Source organism: Cypionkella sinensis, assembly GCF_042646385.1.
GTDB lineage: Bacteria > Pseudomonadota > Alphaproteobacteria > Rhodobacterales > Rhodobacteraceae > Cypionkella > Cypionkella sinensis.
The window spans coordinates 1,876,544-1,895,236 of the sequence record NZ_JBHRTO010000001.1 but is presented as its reverse complement, the minus strand read 5'-3'; the positions used below and the strand labels follow the sequence as shown (position 1 = coordinate 1,895,236).

Here is an 18,693-nt window from a genome sequence, read left to right as displayed (position 1 = left end):
CCCCGCCGGTAAATCTTCAGATACCGCTCAACTGGCCTTGGCCTGCCGCTGAATCTCGACCAGCCCCATGTTCAGCACCGCCGCCAACTGATCGGCCATGGCTGCGGCGGCTTCGGGGGTTGCAATCAGATCGTTGCGGATTTCCAGCATGGCATTGGGCAGACCGTAAGGCGTGGCCTGCACCCGCAAGGTGTGGGTGACATCATCTGCCGCCGAATAGGGCGCGTTCAACTCGGCGTGCAGACGGGTCAGCTTGTGCGCTGCATTCAGGATCGCCACCGACAGATGCGGGTCAGCGTCATGGATCACGCCAAATTCCACCCGCCGCTGCTTGCCGTGATAGACGGGCGTGAAGGAATGGATGGTCACGATGACGGGATTCAGGCCCAAGGCGATGCGTTTGGCAATAAGCCCGTGCAGGCCGGTGGCCCAAGGCAGATAAACCGCTTCGGTCCGCGCCAGACGTTCCGCCGTGGCAATCGCGGCATTGCCGGGAATGTCATGCACCTCTGAACGCGCAGGCATCGCGCCCATCATATCGGGGGCGCGGTTGCAGTCGTAAACCAAGCGGCTGACCGGTGCATGGATCAACACCGCATCCAAGCGCTGCGCCAGCCCGCGTGAGACCGCCAAAGCACCCGGATCCCAAGCGATATGGGCCTCACGCTGATCGGCGCTTAGCCCCAGATCGCCCCAGCGCGCCGGAATCTGTTTGGACGCATGTTCGCAGACCAGCACGATGCGGCCGGTGGCAGCTTCATTCTCAATCACCGGCAGAAACGGCTTTGCCGCAGGCGAAGTGGCCTTCGGTTTGGCGGGCGCTTTTGTGGGTGTAGCCGCGCGCATTGTGGCGAGTCATCCTCCAGAACTGCCTGAAGGCTCACTCTTTGCTGTGGCTCTGTCAAGAATGTTTCTGATGGGGCGGCGTTGATACAATCTTTTCCAAACTGACTTTTCCAAATTCGGCGATCTGCTAGTCTGTCTCAAAGCGGAGAGCGATATGGACGCCAGACTGCCCCTAGACGAGCAACTGCGCAACGCCTTGCCCGACCTGACGCGGGCCGAGCGGCAACTCGCCAGCCATGTGTTGTCGCATTACCCGGTGGCGGCACTTGGCTCGATCACCATTCTGGCGAAAGCCGCGCAGGTTTCCACCCCGACCGTGGTGCGGCTGGCGCAAAAGCTGGGCTATAAAGGCTATCCCGATTTTCAGGCGGCTTTGCGCGGCGAGGTCGAGGCGATGCTGGTCTCACCCATTGCAAAGCATGATCGTTGGGCCGGTGGCGTGCCGGAAACCCATATCCTGAACCGCTTTGCCGATGCGGTGATGAGCAATCTGCAAGCCACTCTGGGCCAGATCGACCACGCCGAATTTGATGCCGCCGCCGCTTTGCTGGCCGATCCATCGCGGCACGTGTTTGCGATGGGCGGGCGGATCACCCATTCGATAGCCGATTACTTCACCTCGTTGATGACCATCGTGCGGCCAGAAGTGACGCTGCTGTCAGACAGCTCCTCCACTTGGCAACCCGCACTTCTCGATATGCAGCCGGGCGATGTGCTGCTGGTGTTCGACATCCGCCGCTACGAGAACGCCGTGCTGCAAGTGGCCGAAATGGCCAAGGAACGCGGCGCTGAAATCATCCTGATCACCGATCGCTGGATCTCGCCAGCTTCGGCCCACGCCCGTCACACCCTGGCCTGCCATATCGAAGCGCCGTCAGCTTGGGACAGCAACGTCTCGCTGATGGTGTTGGTGGAAACCCTGCTGGCAGCGGTGCAGGATCTGACATGGGATGTTACCGAAGGCCGGATGAAACGGCTGGAAGAACTTTACGCACGCACAAGGTTCTTCCGCCGCCATCGCTAAGGCTTTGGTCATCCTCTCTGCTCAAATATCCTGGGGGTGAGGCCGCAGGCCGAGGGGGCTAGCCCCCTGCGCCTTTGTCGCCCGTCCGCCATAAGCATTCAGCAGCACCGCCGCCAGCAACACCGCGCCACCGATCAGCGTGCCTTGCGACACCGTCTCGCCCAGCAACAGCCAGACCCAGACCGGGGCCAGCAAGACCTCGACCAATGACAACAGCGTGGCTTGCGCTGCGGGCACCACCCGGCTGCCGACGGTATACAGCAACATGCCGCCGGTCAGCGTGACTGCCCCCATCAGCGCCGAAATCGCAATCTCGGGCAGCGGGATCAGCACGGATTTGCCCAGAATTGCCAAGGCAATCGCTCCGGCAATCATCGAGAATACCCCACCCAAGGCCACGGCGGGCAGCATATTAGCCAACTTGCCCCAGCGCAAAGTCACGGTGAAAATCGCAAAGCCCAAGGCCGAGACAAGCGCCGCGATATTGCCATCCATCGCCCCGCCCGCAAGGCCGCCGCCGACCATCACCAGAATCCCCACCGCCGCCAGCACAATGGCAAACCACGTCAGCGGGCTGACCCATTCGCCCAGCAACAGCCGACCAAGAATGGCGGCAAAAAACGGCGAGGCCGCGAACAGCAGCACCGCATTGGCGACCGAGGTGGCCTGAAAGGCATAGATCGCGCCCGAAAACGCCATCACCAGCCCAAGGCCGCCCAAGACGCCCGCCCAGCCAACCGCCCGCATCTCGGTGATAACATCACGCCCAGCGGCCATGGCGATCCACGCTGCCAGCACCGGCAGCATCCCCGCCGAGCGCCAGAACAGGATCGCCCAAGACCCCGTATCGGGGATCAGCCGGATGATCAGCCCTTGGGTGGACCACAACACCCCGGCAAGGATGATCAGAATTGCGCCGCGCAAATAACTCATGTGGCCCCCCGTTTGCGGCAGGCTCGGCGAGGTGCGGGCGCAGGTCTGGCCTAAACGCGACCTTTGCCGCGCTGATCGCACCGAAACCAGCAGCGCCGCCGATTTCTGCGCAGAAATCGGGCCGGAACTTGTGCAAATTCCGGGTCAGTAGCCGCGCGCGCGGTCTACCAGATGCAGCAACGGCTCGCCCGCTTCGCTGCGGCGGATGTTTTCGACCAACACCTTCGCTGCCCCGGTGGCGCGGGTATCGGCGGCGATATGCGGCGTCACGGTGACGCGCGGATGGCTCCAGAACGGATGATCCTGCGGCAAGGGCTCGATGCGGAACACATCCAGCGTGGCGTGGCCGATCTGGCCACTGTCCAGCGCTGCCAGCAAAGCCGCGTCGTCGATCAGCGGCCCTCGTCCGGGATTCAGGATGAACGCGCCGGGCTTCAACCACGAGAGCCGCGCGGCGTTCAGGATATTCTCGGTCTCGGGGGTTTTCGGCAGCAGCGTCACCACGATATCTGCGCCGCGTAGGGCGGCCTCAAGCCCAGCCTCGCCATGGAAAGCTTGGATGCCGGGCGTGGTTTTCTCGGTCCGGCTCCAGCCCACCACGTTGAAATTCAGTGCAGCCAAAGCCCGCGCGCAGGCGGTGCCCAAAGCGCCCATCCCCAGCATCGCCACTTTACGCTCGCGTGCCAAGGGCGGGCAGGTCGCGTCCCACACATGGCCCGGATTGACGATGTGGCGATCCATGCCAAGGTGATGACGCAGGGCATGGCCCACGACCCATTCCACCATGCCCTCGGTCAGGCCATTGTCGACCATCCGGCACAACGGCTGCGTCAGGGTCTGGTTGCCAACGATGCGCTCCACCCCGGCCCAGAGGCTGAGCACCGCCTTGCAGCGGGTAAACGGCGTGAAATCCTGCAACGGGGCGGAGGGCGCGTAGATGATGTAATCCACCACCGCCGGATCGGATGCCTCTGTCACCACGCGGGCGTCGATCCCGGCCTCTGCCAGCAGACCCGGCAGCAGGTCACGATATTCCTCCCACACGGCGGGGGCAGAGAAAAACACGGTCAGGGTCATGGGCTTGGTCCTGTCAGATCATCAGGCGCTGGTCACAGCGGCATTCACCGCCAGCGCCAGAATGATGGTGTTGTAAAAGAAGCTTCCGATCGAGTGCAAAAGCACCACTTTGCGCATCTGCGCCGACGAGGTGGTGACATCGCTGACCTGCGCCGTCATGCCGATGACAAAAGCGAAATACAGAAAATCCCACGGGTCGGGGGTTTTGGTGCCGGGAAATTCCAGACCTGCGGGCGTCTTCGCTTTGTGCGGCTGGTAGAACAGATAGGCATAGTGAAACCCGGCCAGCACATGAACTGCAGCCCAACCCAACGGCACCGAGGCAAGGGCTATCAGGCGCACATGCGTGCTGTCACTGGGCGCGCCCAGCACCATGATGATTGAGGTCAGGCTGATCCCCGCCGCTGCCAATGCCAGCACCAGAATAGCCGCAGCGCCTGCGTCATTCTGCTCGGCATGGGTGCGCAATTCATCCGAAGATGTCGTCGCTGCAAATTGCAGCATCAGGGCAAGGTAGCTGACGAAAAACGCATTGGCGGCGGCCAGCACGCGCAACTCGAACGGCAATGGCGTCAATTGCACCAACACTGCCACAACCGCACCGATCAGGCAGGCAAACACAAAGCGGATATGGCGTTTCATCAGCTCACCTTGGCCTGTGCACAATCGCGCTTTGCACCAGCCCGAAGGCCAGCAAGATCACCAAAGTGGCCGAGCCACCATAGGATAGCAAGGGCAGCGGTACCCCCACAACCGGAGCCATGCCCATCACCATCGACAGGTTTACGGCAAGATAGAGGAAAAAGTTCATCGCCACGCCAATGATCAAAAGCTGGCTGAAACGGTCCTTGTTCTGGATCGCGGCGGTGATGCAGAACACCAGCACCAGCGTGTAAAGCGCCAGCAGAGAAATGGCACCGACAAAGCCAAACTCCTCACCAAGGGTGGTGAAGATAAAGTCGGTGTGCTTTTCTGGCAGAAAGTTCAACCGGCTTTGCGTGCCCTGCATGAAGCCTTTGCCCGCCCAACCGCCTGACCCCAACGCAATCTTCGCCTGAATGATGTTATATCCGGTGCCAAGCGGGTCTGCCGCCGGGTCCAGAAACGTATGGATGCGCTTGTATTGGTAATCGTGCAGCACCTGCCACGGCGTGCCTTCCGACATGATGATCGCCGCAATGCCGCCACCGCCCAAAGCCGCCACGACGCCGAAATACCACAGCGATACGCCTGCGGCGAACATCACCCCGGCCCCGGCAAGGATCAGCATCATCGAGGTGCCGAGGTTGGGCTGCTTCAACACGAAATAGGTCGGCACCAAGATCAGCACCACCGGGATCAGCACCCAAAGCGGGCGCGAGACTTTCTTGTCATCCAGCCAGTCGTAATAGGCGGCTAGGATCATCACCAGCGTCACCTTCATCAATTCGGAAGGTTGCAAACGCATGAAGCCCAGATCAATCCAGCGCTGCGCGCCCATGCCGACGGTGCCGAAAAAATGCACCACCAGCAACAAGACCATCGCCACAAGGTAAGACACCCCCGACATGCTGCGCCAGAACCAGATCGGGATGAAGGCCACAAAGAACAACAGCCCCAGACCCATGCCAAACCGCTTGATCTGTGGCAAAGCCCAAGTGTCCATATCGCCGCCCGCGATGGAATACAGCATCAGCCAGCCAATCGCCGCAATCGCGATCAGCACAAGGATCAGCGCCCACTGGATATAGAACACCTTGGCAATGCCAGCGGGGGCCAGTTTCAGCCGATATTCCAGAAAACTCATCGCGCTACACCTTTGAGGCTTCTGGCTGGCTGCCATCGGGCAGGCGCAGGCGCAAGTCATTCAGCATGTTCTTGATCGATTCATGCTGGTTGGTGGGATAAGCGCTGATGGGTGGTATCCCCCCGGTCAGGGCGCGCAGCAAAGCGTCACGCGCAATCGGCCCCGCAACAGCCGAGCCGCCGCCACCATGTTCCACCACCACCGACACGGCATAGCGCGGCGCATTGGCAGGCGCAAAGCCCACGAACAACGCGTGGTCGCGCATCCGCCAAGGCAAGCTTTCGTTCTTGCGCGCCCCGGTCAGCTTTTCGGCTTCCGAAAAGTTGCGCACCTGTGCCGTGCCGGATTTGCCGCACATAAGCATTGTGTCATCGGCAATCCGCGACCCCCGCCCGGTGCCATGCGCGCCGTTCATCACCTCAAACATGCCCATCTGCACCGCGCGCAGTTTCGAGCCATCAACGCCCAGCCCCTCAGCTTCGGCGACAGGCACCTCGATATCGTTCACCGAATGGATGATGCGCGGCGCGACTTGCCTGCCTGCCGCGATACGCGAGGCCATCACCGCCAGTTGCAGCGGCGTCGCCAGTACATAGCCCTGACCAATCGAGGCGTTGATCGTGTCACCGATCACCCAGGCCTTCTGATACTTTTCCTGCTTCCACGCCTTGTTGGGCATGGTGCCAGCCGAAATCGCCGACATCGGCAGATCGTGGCGCTGCCCCAGACCCAGCTTGTGGCCCATCTCGGCCATGATATCGATGCCAGCCTTCTGGCTGACATCGTAGAAAAACACGTCGCAGCTTTCCGACAGCGCGCGTTTCAGATTGACGGCACCATGCCCGCCCCGCTTCCAGCAGTTAAACCGGATGCCGCCAACCTCAATGAAACCGGGGCAGCGGACATTGGTGTTCTCATCAATCACCCCGGCCTCTAGTGCCGCCAGCGCTGTCACCATCTTGAAGGTCGACCCCGGCGGATAGGCACCTTGAACCACCTTGTTGGCCAGCGGGCGGTGATCATGTTCTGTCAGGGCGGCATAATCAGCGCTGGAAATCCCGCGCACAAACAGGTTGGGATCAAACGAGGGCGAGGATACTGCCGCGATGATATCGCCGTTGTTGACATCCATCACCACGCAGGCGGCGCTTTCTTCACCCAAGCGGGCCTGCACGAAATTCTGCACATCGGCGTCAATGGTCAGCCGCAAGTCTTTGCCCTTCAGGCCTTCCTCGCGGTCCAACTCGCGCATGACACGGCCAACGGCATTAACCTCGATGCGCTTGGTGCCAGCCGAGCCGCGCAACGTGTCTTCCATCCACTTCTCAACGCCGATCTTGCCGATCTGAAAGCGCGGGATCATCAGCAGCGGATCGACATTCTCCGCGCCCTCTTTTTCCTTCAACTCTGACAGGTCTTTTTCCGAAACCGGCCCGACATAGCCTACCACATGTGCGAAATCTACGTCGCGCGGATAGACGCGGCTCAGGCCAACCTCGGGCGAGACACCGGGCAGGGCGGGGGCGTTGATGGCGATCTTGCTGAAATCGGTCCAACTCAGCCGTTCGGCCACGGTGATCGGCACGAAGGCGGAGTTGACGCGCGGATTCAGCTCTTTCATCGCGTCGGCCAGATCCTGCGCCGTCATCGGGATGATGTTGCTGAGACGGTTCAGCACATCTTCGACCTCCGCATCGGTCTTGCCGGCGTTTTCGCGGGTGATCACGACGCGGTAGTTCTGCTCATTGCCCGCAATCAGCTTGCCGTTGCGATCCTGAATAAGCCCGCGCGCAGGCGGGATCAGCCGGATATTGATGCGATTTTCTTCGGCCAGCAGGCGAAACTGATCGGCCTGCTCGACCCCCAGAAACCGCATCCGCGCGCCCAAAGCCGCGACCATCGCCGCCATGCCGCCGCCCATCAGCAAGGCCCGGCGTGTCACAGACCGCGCGGTGGCTTCGGTATCGCGGGGTGCGCGTCTCACATCCGTCTCCCATATGCATCAATTTCACCCATGGCGGGCTTGTGCAGGTCCAGCACATAGCGCGACAGGAACACCACCACAGGATAGCACATCACCGACCACAGCACTTGCAACATCGCAAAGCCAAAGCCCGCCTGCGGCAGCAACACCATGGCAAAAGTCAGCCGATACACCACCAGCATGGCCACCATCAGACCCGAGACCAATAGCCATTCGACCCCGAAGTTCAATTCACGAGTCAGTGCAACCCGACCGCGCACGAATTCCGAGGCCAGAAGCACCAGCGCGGTCCATAGCCCCGGCGGGCGATCCAGCAGCATATCCTCCAGCAGCACCACCGCCGCAATCAGCAGGGCAGGCAAATAATCCGGTCGGCGCATCGTCCAGGCAAAGATCACGCAGAGCAGCAAATCAGGCCCCGGCGTGCGGTTCAGCCAGACGGTAAAGCGACACCATCCCGCCGTTTCGGCGCAATCCGACATCATCGCCATCGGCAGGGGCAGTAATCGCCAGAACAGCAGCAACAGCGCGATGCCGACAAACAGCGCGCGGTGCAGCCAGACCTCTCGCGTCGCGCCGTCAACCATTGCTGTCCCCCGCTTCCGCCGCAGGTTCGGGCGAGGTCGGCGGTTTCGGCGGGCCCTGGATCGGCGGCGATGTCACCAAAGCCCCCGGATCGGTGATCGGGGTCAATTCGTGGCTGCGCAGCACCCGCAAAAACTCCAGCCGTTGATAATCGGCCGATAACGTCACACGCAGGCGCTTGTCGGTGCCCAGAACCACCGAACCCACCAGCAGGCCCGCCGGAAACATGCCGCCGTCGCCCGATGTCACCACACGGTCGCCGGGGCGCACCTCATCGGGGTCTTCCAGAAAATCGAGGGGTGGCAGGTCAGAATTATCGCCCGAAAGCAGCGCCTTTTGCCCCGAAGGCTGCACCGTCACCGGCACCCGGCTGTTGCTGTCGGTCAGCAAGATCACCCGGCTGATCTGTTGGCCCACGCCCGAGATGCGCCCCACCAGACCAATGCCATCCATCGTCGCCCAGCCATCCTTGATGCCGTCGCGCGCGCCCACGTTCAGCAGAACCGATTGCCGGAACGGGCTGCCACTGTCGGCGAGCACCACCCCGGTGACATGCGTCAGCATCGGGTCCAGCCGCACGTGGTTCAGGTCCAGCAGCCGGGCGTTTTTCTGCTCCAGCTGCAAGGCGGCTTCTTTCCACGCCTTCATCTGGCGCAATTCCTCGCGCAGTTGCTGGTTCTGCTCATAGAGCCGCGAATAGGATTGAAAGTTGTCCAGCACCCCCGCCGTCCACGTCACCGGCGCCGCAGCCCATTGAAAACTGGGAACAAAACGGTCGACCAAGGCGGTGCGAAAGCGTTCAACCCGAGGGCTGTCAATCCGCCACAGAAAGAACAGGCCCACCATCAGCAAAATCAGAAGACCCACCAGAACCCTGCGCAGCGGGCGGTGGAATTCTTCGGGATCTATGCGGTTTCTTGCCATGACTGGCCCGTTTCACTTGAAAGACAAAAGGACCGCGATCTCGATGCGCGCCAACTCAGCTATCGTAGTCGATAACGTGGCGCAGTTGTTTCTCATATTCCAGCGCTTTGCCGGTGCCCAAGGCCACACAATTCAGCGGCTCGTTCGCGACCGAGATCGACAGCCCGGTCTGCTCGCGCAAGCTCAGGTCCAGATCACCCAGCAACGCGCCGCCGCCGGTCAGCATCACGCCCCGGTCAACAATATCCGCCGCCAAATCCGGCGGGGTGGTTTCCAGCGCCTGCATCACCGCATCGCAAATCTGCTGCACAGGTTCGGACAAAGCTTCGGCGACCTGCGCCTGATTGATCTCGGTTTCCTTCGGCACACCATTCAGCAAATCACGGCCGCGAATGGTCATGCTGGCACCCCGGCCATCATCGGGCATCCGCGCCGTGCCGATGCTGGTCTTGATGCGTTCGGCGGTGGATTCACCGATCAGCAGGTTCTGATGACGGCGCAGATAGCTGATGATCGCCTCATCCATCCGGTCGCCGCCGACGCGGACCGACCGCGCGTAAACGATGTCACCCAGCGACAGCACCGCCACTTCCGTGGTGCCGCCGCCGATATCGACAACCATGTTGCCCGTCGGATCGGTGATCGGCATGCCCGCCCCAATCGCCGCCGCAATCGGCTCGGCAATCAGGCCAGCCCGACGCGCACCTGCAGAAAGCACAGACTGCCGGATCGCGCGCTTTTCCACCGGGGTCGCGCCATGCGGCACGCAGACGATGATCTTCGGCTTCGAGAAGGTCGTACGTTTGTGCACCTTGCGGATGAAATGCTTGATCATTTCTTCCGCCGCCTCAAAGTCGGCAATCACCCCGTCGCGCATCGGGCGGATCGCCTCGATGCTGCCCGGCGTGCGGCCCAGCATCAGCTTGGCATCCTCGCCCACCGCCAACACCTGCTTTTTGCCGTCCTTGGTGTGATAGGCCACCACCGAAGGCTCGTTCAACACGATGCCCTTGCCGCGCACATAAACCAGCGTGTTGGCGGTGCCGAGGTCGATCGCCATGTCAGACGAGAAAATGCTGGAGAGGATGGACATGCTTGGGGTGATCCTTGGACGGCGAAAAGAAACGCCCGCGACTCAGGCAAGGCCTAAGGCGGGCGTGTTCATATAAAGCCATGCCACAGCAGGGGAAAGGCCCGGGCAGGTCAGGGCGCGCCTTTCCGCCTTGCCTGCGCGGTTTGTGATTAAGCTACAAAAGCGGCACTGAAATCCGCAGTATCAGCCCTGATCCTTGTAGTTTACCGACTTTTTATCGCTGTCGGGCGCCGACTTCTGGCGACGCACCACCAATTTATTCAGCGCGTTCACATAAGCTTTAACCGATGCAACGACCGTATCGGTATCCGCCGAGGCCCCGGTGACGATGCGGCCGTCCTCTTCCAACCGCACCGAAACCGTGGCTTGTGCGTCGGTGCCTTCGGTCACGGCTTGCACCTGATAAAGCTGCAAACGGGCGCGGTGCGGGAACAGCATTTTCACCGCGTTGAAGGCCGCATCCACCGGGCCATCGCCGGTGGCATCAATCGAATGATCGACGCCGTCGATGGTCAGGGTCAGCTCTGCCTCCCGCGGGCCTTCGGTGCCGCAGACCACGCGCAGGCGTTTGACCTGCACCGCGTCATGCGCGTCATTGGTGGCCTCATCGGCGACCAAAGCCAGCAGATCCTCGTCGTAAACTTCCTTCTTGCTGTCGGCCAAAGCCTTGAAGCGGACGAACACGTCATTCAACTGGTTGTCGGCCAATTCATAGCCGAGTTCTTTCAATTTCGAGCGCAGCGCGGCGCGGCCCGAGTGTTTGCCCATCGAGATGTTATGCGCGGTCAGACCGATATCGGCGGGGCGCATGATCTCGAAGGTTTCGATGTTCTTCAGCACGCCATCCTGATGAATGCCGCTTTCGTGCAGGAAGGCGTTCTTGCCGACGATGGCCTTGTTGAACTGCACCGCAAAGCCCGAAACGCTGGAAACCCGGCGCGACAGGTTCATGATCTTGGTGGTGTCGATCTGGGTGCGGTAGGGCATGATGTCATTGCGGACCTTCATCGCCATCACGACCTCTTCCAGCGCGGTGTTGCCGGCGCGTTCGCCCAGACCGTTGATGGTGCATTCGATCTGGCGCGCGCCAGCCTCGACCGCCGCCAAGGAGTTCGCCGTCGCCATGCCCAGATCGTTGTGGCAATGGGTGGCGAAGATCACGCCATCCGCGCCCGGCACGCGTTGCAGCAGCATCGCGATCAGATCGGCGGATTCGCGCGGGGCGGTGTAGCCGACGGTGTCGGGGATGTTGATGGTGCTGGCACCAGCCTTGATGGCGATTTCCACCACACGGCAGAGGTAATCGTGTTCCGTCCGGGTGGCGTCCATCGCCGACCACTGCACGTTGTCGCACAGGTTGCGGGCGTGGGTGACGGTGTCGTGGATGCGCTGGGCCATCTCGTCCATGTTGAGGTTCGGAATGGCGCGGTGCAGTGGCGAGGTGCCGATAAAGGTGTGGATGCGGGGGGACGGGGCGTGCTTCACGGCCTCCCAGCAGCGATCAATGTCTTTGTAGTTGGCGCGGGCCAAGCCGCAGATGGTGGAGTTCTTCGAGCGCTTGGAAATCTCGGTCACGGCGGCAAAATCGCCTTCCGAGGCGATGGGGAAACCGGCCTCGATCACATCGACGCCCATTTCATCGAGCAGGCTGGCGATTTCCAGCTTTTCCTCGTGGGTCATGGTGGCACCCGGCGATTGCTCGCCGTCGCGCAGGGTGGTGTCGAAAATGATGACTTTGGGTTGAGATTGCGCCTTTTCGGCGCGGGAGGCTTGCGATTTAGCGGCTTCGGCGCGGGTTTGCGCGGGCGTGGCGGTCATGGGATCGTTCCTTGGTGTTTGTTGCTGCTTTCCGGGCGCTGATCACTTCCGAGCGGTCGCACCCAAGGGCACGCTCAGAAGCGGGTAAGAAGCAGCAGGCCACGGGAAAGCGGCGCGCCAGAAATCGGCGCGGCGTGGGTAAAGGCGATGATGGTTTCCCGTGTCATGGTGGCGACTATACGGCGGATTTGTTGGAAGGGAAGGGGGTGGTGGTGAAAAAGTAGCGGGGCTGTGCACCTGCATCGCGGCGGGTAGGTTGGGGGATGGTCCCAACTCGGGACCATTTTCGCCTGTTTGTTTTCAATGTGTTACGAGGCGTCGTTCAGGAATTATTAACTTTTGGACGAATCCCCACCCGGCCATGTGCCTTGGCGGGCCGAAGAAATTGCCCATTCAGCGTGGCGATCTGCGGCCTTTGCCCTAGGTTTCGGCGGCGCAGGTGCGCATCAAAACAGCGAAGGATGGGCAAGGTGCGGGCATTGGTGATCGGAGCCTCGGGCGGGATTGGTGGTGCCTTGGTGCAGGCGTTGGCGGCGCAGGCCGATGTCGTGGCGCTGTCGCGGGCGCGCGATGGGCTGGATATCACCGACGAGGCATCGGTGGCGCGGGTGCTGAAGCCCGTGACGGGCACGTTTGATTGGGTATTCATCGCTTCGGGCGCTTTGGGCGTGCCGGAAAAGTCGCTGCGGGCCATCACTGCCGACGCGATGATGGCGCAGTTCGCGGTCAATGCGGTGGGGCCCGCCTTGGTGATCAAGCATGTGTTGCGGCTGCTGCCCAAGGATCGTGCGTCACGGCTGGGGGTATTGTCGGCACGGGTCGGCTCGATTGGCGATAACGCTTTGGGCGGTTGGTATTCTTACCGCGCAGCAAAGGCGGCGCTGAACCAACTGGTGCATACGGCGGCCATCGAGGTGGCGCGGAGTCATCCTTTGGCGGTGCTGGCCTGTTTGCACCCCGGCACGGTGGATACGGCGTTTACAGCGGGCTTTCCGGCCAAGCACAAGGACGCGCCTGCGCAAGCGGCGGCCCGTCTGATTGCCGTGCTTGGCGATTTGACGCCCGCGCAATCGGGCGGGTTTTATGATTACGCGGGCAAGGCGGTGGTGTGGTAACGGCTGCACAACAGGCGGCTTGCGGTTTGGCCCGAACCCTCGCTAAACGGGCGGGGCAAACCCGGGGCAGGAGAATGACATGACCCAAGATACCCAACCGCTTTCCACCGATGCCGCGCAAAAGCGCATCGTCTTGTCCAGCGATCATGCTGCGATTGCCTTGCGGCAGGTGGTGGCTGCGCATATCGCGGCGCAGGGCTGGCAGGTGGTTGATATTGGCCCGACAACGCCGGAAAGCACGCATTATCCCAAACATGGCGAGGCAGCGGCGCGGCGGGTGGCTTCGGGCGATTGCCGGTTTGGCATTGTGCTGTGTGGCACCGGGCAGGGCATCATGATGGCGGCGAACAAGGTCAAGGGCATCCGCTGCGGAGTCTGCATGGATACGTTTTCGGCCCGGATGATCCGCCAGCACAATGATGCCAACATGCTGTCGATGGGCGTGCGGGTGGTGGGCGAAGGTCTGGCGCTGGATATTGTCGATGCGTTCCTGAATGCCGAGTTTGAGGGTGGCCGCCATGCCACGCGGGTTGAGATGATCGAGCCTTAGGGTAAAGCATGCTTCCCTGAGATGTTTTGGCGAAGGCCATCGCCTTCGCCACGCGGAGCAGAGGCCGCTGAAACCGCCGGGCCTCAAAGGCCCGGCCAGCGCCCGACCCGCCAATGGCGGGCGCTTCTCGCCCGCCGGGTCGGACGCTGGCCTCAGGAAGCTATGGCGGATAGGCGTGCAGGCTGAAACCGCTCACGCGGGCGGGGAAACGCAATGCGTTTCCTGTTTCCGCCCGCACTTGGCTGCTTCAAAACGCTGAATGCTGAATAGCACTTCACGCGCCATGCACGTAGGCGGCAAACTTAGCGCGCGGGACCGCTGAGCGCGGCCCGCCCTAAGGATTGGCCGCAGGCGCAGGCGCAGGGCTTTCCGGTGCCGCACTTTCCGGCGCTGCGGTGCCATCGGCAGGGGCGGGCGCAGCGCTTGCCCCCGGCAGCGGGCCGACCAGCACCCCGGCCTTCCACATGCCTTCCGACACTTCGCCGCCTTTATAGACCAGTTTGCCCGCGCCCTCGCGCTTGCCCGCGACAAAGCCGCCTTCATAGCCATCGCCGGTGGGATAGGTGGCGACCCCATTGCCTTCCATGGCCCCGGCAACCCAATCGCCCGAATAGGTGAAACCATCAGGTTGCGACAGCGCGCCTTTGCCATCGCGCAGACCGGCCTTGAAATTACCCTTATACACCGTGCCATCTGGCCAAGTGGCGGTCCCCACACCTTCGCGCACCCCGGCTTTCCACGCGCCTTCATAGCGGAAACCATCGGGATAGGTCATGGTGCCGATGCCGTCGGGTTTCTCGGCAACCAAGGCCCCGGTATAGGTGGCCCCGTTGGCGTAGGTGGCGGTGCCTTGCCCGGTGATATCGCCCTTCACCCATTGCCCGGTATAGCTGGAGCCATCGGCATAGCTGATCTTGCCGGTGCCGTCGGGCTGATCGGCCTTGAAACCGCCCTCATAGACCGACCGGTCGGCATAAACCATGCGGCCTTGGCCCTGCATCTGGCCCGCAACCCAATCGCCATCATAGCTGCTGCCATCCTTGGCGGTGAACGTGCCCTTGCCGTCGCGCTTGTCGGCCTTGAAGCTGCCTTTGTAGACATCGCCAGTGGCATAGGTCTCGGTGCCCTTGCCGACGCGCAGGCCATCAATGAAATCGCCCTCATAGACATCGCCATTCGGTTGGGTCAGCTTGCCCAAGCCATTGATCTGGCCATCTTTCCATGCGCCGACGTAAGTCAGCTTGTTCGGCATGGTCAGCTTGCCCGTGCCTTGGCGCGCACCCTTCACCAGAGTGCCGGTGTAGGTGGTGCCATCGGGATAGCGGATCACGCCTTCGCCCTGCTTTTCGCCCATCGCCCAGTGACCTGCATAGCTGTAGCCGTTGGCATCGGTCAGCTTGCCGGTGCCGTCGTGTTTGCCATCGCTGAAAGCGCCGACATAGACCGAACCATTGGCATAGGTGGCGCGGCCTTGGCCGGTCATCTTGCCGCCGCGCCAATCGCCCTCATACGTGCCGCCATCGGCAAAGGTGATCTTGCCCTTGCCCTCGGGCTTGCCTGCGGCAAAGCGCCCCTCATAGACCGAGCCATTGGGATAGCGCGCAATGCCGGTGCCGCGGATTTCCCCGCCGACCCATTCGCCGGAATATTCGTAACCGCTGGGCAGTTTGTAGGTGCCGGTGCCGTCTTGCAGGCCGTTGACGAAAGTGCCCTCGTAGACCGAGCCGTCTTCGTATTGCTTGGTGATGACCTCGCCCGCGTCCTGTGCGGGGGCCGCCGCTGCCAGAGCCACCAAGATCGCTGCCGCCAAGCCTGTGTTGCGCATCGCATCATCCCTTATCTCGCGGCGCACCCTACCCGAGGCCGCGAGGTGCTGACAAGTCGCCCGCTTGGCCTTCCCCTTGGGCGTGAACCTGCTAGAACCGGGAAAACCCTAGCCCGGAGTATGACATGGCCGCGACGTTCCGCCTGACCTTGGCACAGTTGAACCCCACTGTCGGCGCGATCGAGGCCAATGTGGCGCTGGCCTATGACGCCTGGGTGCAGGGGCGCGATGCGGGGGCGCAGATGGTGGCGCTGACCGAGATGTTTATCACCGGTTATCAGACACAAGATCTGGTGATGAAACCCGCGTTCTGGCGCGATGCGATGCAAGCGGTAGAGGCTTTGGCCTTGCGGATCGTGGATGGCCCGGCGCTGGGGGTCGGGGGGCCGTGCTGGCGGGATGGGCAGCTTTACAATGCCTATTACGTGCTGGAAGCGGGCAGGATTGCCGCCACCGTCTTGAAGCACGAGTTGCCCAACAGCGATGTGTTTGACGAAAAGCGGGTGTTCGCCTCGGCCCCGCCGCAGGGGCCGTATCGCGTGGGGCCGTTGCGCATCGGCTCGCCTATTTGTGAAGACGCGTGGCATTCCGAAGTATGTGAGACGCTGGCCGAGACCGGGGCGCAGATTTTGCTGGTGCCAAACGGCTCACCCTATCATCGCGGCAAACCATCGGTGCGCACCAATCTGATGGTGGCGCGGGTGGTCGAGACGGGTCTGCCGCTGGTCTATCTGAACATGATCGGGGGCCAGGACGATCAAGTGTTTGATGGCGCGTCGTTTGTGTTGAACCCCGGTGGGGTGTTGGTCGCACAACTGCCGCAGTTTGACGCGTGCATCACGCATGTGGATTTCGAAGAGACCGAGGACGGCTGGCGCGCGCTGCCCGGCATGATGGAGAAGATGCCGATCTCCTACGAGGCCGATTACCGGGCCATGGTAATGTCTTTGCGCGATTATCTGGGCAAAACCGGGTTTAAAAAGGTGCTGCTGGGGCTTTCCGGCGGCATTGACAGTGCGATTGTGGCGACTGTTGCGGCGGATGCGATTGGCCCCGAGAACGTGCGCTGCGTGATGCTGCCGTCGCGCTATACCTCGGCGCATTCGCTGGAGGATGCTGCACAGGTGGCAACCGCTTTGGGCTGTCGTTTGGATACGGTGTCGATCACCGCGCCGCAGGATGCGGTGGGCGATGCCTTGGCGCATTTGTTTGCGGGCACGCAGCCGGGGGTGACGGAAGAGAACGTGCAATCGCGCCTGCGCGGGCTGCTTTTGATGGCGATGTCAAACAAGTTTGGCGAGATGCTGTTGACCACCGGCAACAAATCGGAAATGGCGGTGGGCTATTGCACGATCTATGGCGATATGAACGGCGGCTATAACCCGCTGAAAGATCTGTATAAAACCCGCGTGTTTGACACCTGCCGCTGGCGCAACGACAACCATAGGCCGTGGATGCTGGCCCCCGCAGGCGTGGTCATTCCGCCGCGCGTGATCGACAAGCCGCCAAGTGCGGAACTTCGCCCCGATCAGAAGGACGAAGACAGCCTGCCGCCCTATCCGGTGCTGGATGCAATCCTCGATGGGTTGGTCGAGCAGGAATTGTCGGTGGCCGATCTGGTGGCCAAGGGCTTTGACCGCGCGACGGTGAAGAAGGTCGAACACCTGCTTTATATCAGCGAATACAAACGCTACCAATCCGCCCCCGGCACCCGGTTGACCCGCCGCGCCTTTGCGGGCGACCGCCGCTATCCGATTGCCAACCGCTGGCGCGATAACGCCTGATGCCGCTGTATATCCTCGCCGCCGCTTTGGAGATCGCCGGGTGCTTTGCGGTGTTCAGTTGGTGGCGCGGTGCATCCGTGCTGTGGTTGATCCCGGGTGCGTTGGCTTTGGCCGGGTTTGCCTATGTGCTGGCTTTGGCCCCTGAAACCCATGCGGGTCGGTCCTATGCGGCCTATGGCGGGGTCTATATTGCCGCGTCCTTGCTGTGGTTGTGGCTCGCCGAGGGCACGCGGCCCGATTGGGCGGACGTAGCTGGGGCTGGTTTGGCTTTGGCCGGGGCGGCGGTGATCCTGTTCGCGCCGCGCGGGTGAGACAAAGTCTTTGTCGGCGGTCCCGAACCGCATGAAAACGCTGCGGGGCGGCGTTTTGCGGTGAGTTGCTCGTAAGGCTGAAGGCCGTCGAGCAAGGGGCATTGGCCAACCGAGCAACCTTGGGAAATCTGGCCGCGCCTGACTGGCGGGCGCGGTAACGCGCCTGCCGGGGGCAGGCAGGCGCGGCCAGATTTGTCGCGGGACAAATCTGGCAAGTGAAACCCCGGTTCGGTTTGACAGCCGCTGATCAAATCGCGCTGCTCTGACCCTTCTCGCGGCAGATGCTATTCCTGCTTTTCCTCGCTCGCCTCTGGTTGCGCCTCGCTCGGTTCGGCGGGCTGCTCAGGCGCCGCCTGCTCGGGCGCCGCTTGCTCGGCTGCGGGGGCCTCGACGATTTCGATGGTGTTCTGAAAGCTGCCCGCTTTCTCGGAATTCTTGTCGCGCAACGTGGTTTCCAGCACATAGCGGCCGGGGGAAAGCCCCTGCAATGTGTAGGTCAGATTGGCCGGAAACTCGCGGTTCTGCACGCGGGATGTCACGTCGAGATTGGCAACCGAGGGCAACTCGCCCAACACTTCGCCCGCCTCAGTCATCACCTTCAGATCGACCATGAAGCCGAAACTATAAAGGCCCTCCCCACCCGAGGCGAAGCCGTATCCGAACGGCTCGGCATAGATCAGGATCGGCGCGCCGATCTGATATTTGTCATCGGCGCGCGGGTTGTAGATGCCCAGCATGGTCACCGGCGCATCGACCAGCGCTGCGGCATGGATGCCAATGGTGGTGTTGGCATCCCAGACCGTCGCGGTCAGCGCATCGGCTGCCGTCATAGCATCGGGGATGTTGCCTGCGGCGATCTGGGTCTCAATCTCGGTGGCCTTGTCCACCACCGGCCCCGCCAAAGCGCCACCTGCAAGGGCTGCGCCCATAACAGCCCCGGCCAGCACAGCCGTGACCTGTGTTCTTGCAGACATCGCTGTCCTCCCCAATTTCAGATCAAAATCAGTCATCTGGCGGCATGATAGAAAGATTTTGCGC

Annotated in this window: 17 protein-coding genes; 5 read left to right on the top strand and 12 right to left on the bottom strand. The window is 62.0% G+C overall.

The features are described from left to right. Window positions 1-27 precede the first annotated feature (27 nt). A complete protein-coding gene (locus ACFOGH_RS09425) occupies window positions 28-846 on the bottom strand; it encodes an N-formylglutamate amidohydrolase (protein ID WP_380072815.1) in 819 nt (272 codons plus the stop codon). Window positions 847-1,000: 154 nt separating this feature from the next. Here ACFOGH_RS09425 and ACFOGH_RS09420 point away from each other — a divergent pair, with 154 nt between their 5' ends. Next, window positions 1,001-1,870: a MurR/RpiR family transcriptional regulator gene (locus tag ACFOGH_RS09420; protein ID WP_380072814.1), complete on the top strand. Its 870-nt coding sequence runs from the start codon at window positions 1,001-1,003 to the stop codon at window positions 1,868-1,870. Between the two features lie 21 nt (window positions 1,871-1,891). Here the strand turns inward: ACFOGH_RS09420 and ACFOGH_RS09415 are convergent, their stop codons facing one another. The 9 genes from ACFOGH_RS09415 to ACFOGH_RS09375 form a co-directional block, all read right to left on the bottom strand. Further along, entirely contained in the window at window positions 1,892-2,803 is a 912-nt protein-coding gene (locus ACFOGH_RS09415; RefSeq protein ID WP_380072813.1) for a DMT family transporter, read from the bottom strand. 144 nt (window positions 2,804-2,947) lie between these two features. After that, window positions 2,948-3,880: a 2-hydroxyacid dehydrogenase gene (locus tag ACFOGH_RS09410; protein WP_380072812.1), complete on the bottom strand. Its 933-nt coding sequence runs from the start codon at window positions 3,878-3,880 to the stop codon at window positions 2,948-2,950. A 21-nt stretch (window positions 3,881-3,901) separates the two neighbouring features. Further along, window positions 3,902-4,522 (bottom strand): DUF1345 domain-containing protein, encoded by a 621-nt coding sequence (locus ACFOGH_RS09405; protein WP_380072811.1) that lies wholly within the window; start codon window positions 4,520-4,522, stop codon window positions 3,902-3,904. Between the two features lie 4 nt (window positions 4,523-4,526). Continuing rightward, the gene (rodA, locus tag ACFOGH_RS09400; RefSeq protein WP_380072810.1) at window positions 4,527-5,666 is read right to left on the bottom strand and encodes a rod shape-determining protein RodA; all 1,140 of its coding nucleotides are present in this window, start codon (window positions 5,664-5,666) and stop codon (window positions 4,527-4,529) included. 4 nt (window positions 5,667-5,670) lie between these two features. Then, complete coding sequence (mrdA, locus tag ACFOGH_RS09395; RefSeq protein ID WP_380072809.1) at window positions 5,671-7,650, bottom strand: penicillin-binding protein 2; 1,980 nt, start codon at window positions 7,648-7,650, stop codon at window positions 5,671-5,673. After that, on the bottom strand, window positions 7,647-8,237 hold the full coding sequence (locus ACFOGH_RS09390; protein ID WP_380072808.1) for a rod shape-determining protein MreD: 591 nt from the start codon (window positions 8,235-8,237) through the stop codon (window positions 7,647-7,649). Before ACFOGH_RS09390 ends, mrdA begins: the two co-directional genes overlap by 4 nt. After that, window positions 8,230-9,159 carry a rod shape-determining protein MreC gene (mreC, locus tag ACFOGH_RS09385; RefSeq protein ID WP_380072807.1) on the bottom strand — a complete coding sequence of 310 codons (930 nt, stop codon included), beginning with the start codon at window positions 9,157-9,159 and terminating at the stop codon, window positions 8,230-8,232. The genes ACFOGH_RS09390 and mreC overlap by 8 nt, the downstream gene beginning before the upstream one ends. Window positions 9,160-9,214: 55 nt before the next feature. Continuing rightward, entirely contained in the window at window positions 9,215-10,252 is a 1,038-nt protein-coding gene (locus ACFOGH_RS09380) for a rod shape-determining protein (RefSeq protein ID WP_284324772.1), read from the bottom strand. Between the two features lie 183 nt (window positions 10,253-10,435). Next, window positions 10,436-12,070 (bottom strand): 2-isopropylmalate synthase, encoded by a 1,635-nt coding sequence (locus tag ACFOGH_RS09375; RefSeq protein ID WP_380072806.1) that lies wholly within the window; start codon window positions 12,068-12,070, stop codon window positions 10,436-10,438. A gap of 461 nt (window positions 12,071-12,531) precedes the next feature. On the opposite strand from ACFOGH_RS09375, the gene ACFOGH_RS09370 reads away from it, so the two are divergent. Next, on the top strand, window positions 12,532-13,185 hold the full coding sequence (locus ACFOGH_RS09370) for an SDR family NAD(P)-dependent oxidoreductase (protein WP_380072805.1): 654 nt from the start codon (window positions 12,532-12,534) through the stop codon (window positions 13,183-13,185). Between the two features lie 79 nt (window positions 13,186-13,264). Continuing rightward, the gene (gene rpiB / locus ACFOGH_RS09365; protein WP_380072804.1) at window positions 13,265-13,735 is read left to right on the top strand and encodes a ribose 5-phosphate isomerase B; all 471 of its coding nucleotides are present in this window, start codon (window positions 13,265-13,267) and stop codon (window positions 13,733-13,735) included. A gap of 334 nt (window positions 13,736-14,069) precedes the next feature. Here the strand turns inward: rpiB and ACFOGH_RS09360 are convergent, their stop codons facing one another. Continuing rightward, window positions 14,070-15,560 carry a 2-isopropylmalate synthase gene (locus ACFOGH_RS09360; protein WP_380072803.1) on the bottom strand — a complete coding sequence of 497 codons (1,491 nt, stop codon included), beginning with the start codon at window positions 15,558-15,560 and terminating at the stop codon, window positions 14,070-14,072. Window positions 15,561-15,685: 125 nt separating this feature from the next. Between ACFOGH_RS09360 and ACFOGH_RS09355 the strand changes: the two genes are divergently transcribed. Together ACFOGH_RS09355 and ACFOGH_RS09350 are read left to right on the top strand one after the other, a co-directional pair. Further along, complete coding sequence (locus tag ACFOGH_RS09355) at window positions 15,686-17,344, top strand: NAD+ synthase (RefSeq protein WP_380072802.1); 1,659 nt, start codon at window positions 15,686-15,688, stop codon at window positions 17,342-17,344. Then, window positions 17,344-17,655: a YnfA family protein gene (locus ACFOGH_RS09350; protein ID WP_380072801.1), complete on the top strand. Its 312-nt coding sequence runs from the start codon at window positions 17,344-17,346 to the stop codon at window positions 17,653-17,655. Before ACFOGH_RS09355 ends, ACFOGH_RS09350 begins: the two co-directional genes overlap by 1 nt. Window positions 17,656-17,939: 284 nt before the next feature. Here the strand turns inward: ACFOGH_RS09350 and ACFOGH_RS09345 are convergent, their stop codons facing one another. Further along, the gene (locus ACFOGH_RS09345) at window positions 17,940-18,629 is read right to left on the bottom strand and encodes a hypothetical protein (protein WP_380072800.1); all 690 of its coding nucleotides are present in this window, start codon (window positions 18,627-18,629) and stop codon (window positions 17,940-17,942) included. Between the last annotated feature and the right edge of the window lie 64 nt (window positions 18,630-18,693).

Excerpts from the sequence above, each read along its gene's own strand:
- ACFOGH_RS09425 (WP_380072815.1), bottom strand. The coding sequence starts at position 846 with ATGCGCGCGGCTACACCCACAAAAGCGCCCGCCAAACCGAAGGCCACT.
- ACFOGH_RS09420 (WP_380072814.1), top strand. The coding sequence starts at position 1,001 with ATGGACGCCAGACTGCCCCTAGACGAGCAACTGCGCAACGCCTTGCCC.
- ACFOGH_RS09415 (WP_380072813.1), bottom strand. The coding sequence starts at position 2,803 with ATGAGTTATTTGCGCGGCGCAATTCTGATCATCCTTGCCGGGGTGTTG.
- ACFOGH_RS09410 (WP_380072812.1), bottom strand. The coding sequence starts at position 3,880 with ATGACCCTGACCGTGTTTTTCTCTGCCCCCGCCGTGTGGGAGGAATAT.
- ACFOGH_RS09405 (WP_380072811.1), bottom strand. The coding sequence starts at position 4,522 with ATGAAACGCCATATCCGCTTTGTGTTTGCCTGCCTGATCGGTGCGGTT.
- rodA (WP_380072810.1), bottom strand. The coding sequence starts at position 5,666 with ATGAGTTTTCTGGAATATCGGCTGAAACTGGCCCCCGCTGGCATTGCC.
- ACFOGH_RS09390 (WP_380072808.1), bottom strand. The coding sequence starts at position 8,237 with ATGGTTGACGGCGCGACGCGAGAGGTCTGGCTGCACCGCGCGCTGTTT.
- mreC (WP_380072807.1), bottom strand. The coding sequence starts at position 9,159 with ATGGCAAGAAACCGCATAGATCCCGAAGAATTCCACCGCCCGCTGCGC.
- ACFOGH_RS09380 (WP_284324772.1), bottom strand. The coding sequence starts at position 10,252 with ATGTCCATCCTCTCCAGCATTTTCTCGTCTGACATGGCGATCGACCTC.
- ACFOGH_RS09375 (WP_380072806.1), bottom strand. The coding sequence starts at position 12,070 with ATGACCGCCACGCCCGCGCAAACCCGCGCCGAAGCCGCTAAATCGCAA.
- ACFOGH_RS09370 (WP_380072805.1), top strand. The coding sequence starts at position 12,532 with ATGGGCAAGGTGCGGGCATTGGTGATCGGAGCCTCGGGCGGGATTGGT.
- rpiB (WP_380072804.1), top strand. The coding sequence starts at position 13,265 with ATGACCCAAGATACCCAACCGCTTTCCACCGATGCCGCGCAAAAGCGC.
- ACFOGH_RS09360 (WP_380072803.1), bottom strand. The coding sequence starts at position 15,560 with ATGCGCAACACAGGCTTGGCGGCAGCGATCTTGGTGGCTCTGGCAGCG.
- ACFOGH_RS09355 (WP_380072802.1), top strand. The coding sequence starts at position 15,686 with ATGGCCGCGACGTTCCGCCTGACCTTGGCACAGTTGAACCCCACTGTC.
- ACFOGH_RS09350 (WP_380072801.1), top strand. The coding sequence starts at position 17,344 with ATGCCGCTGTATATCCTCGCCGCCGCTTTGGAGATCGCCGGGTGCTTT.
- ACFOGH_RS09345 (WP_380072800.1), bottom strand. The coding sequence starts at position 18,629 with ATGTCTGCAAGAACACAGGTCACGGCTGTGCTGGCCGGGGCTGTTATG.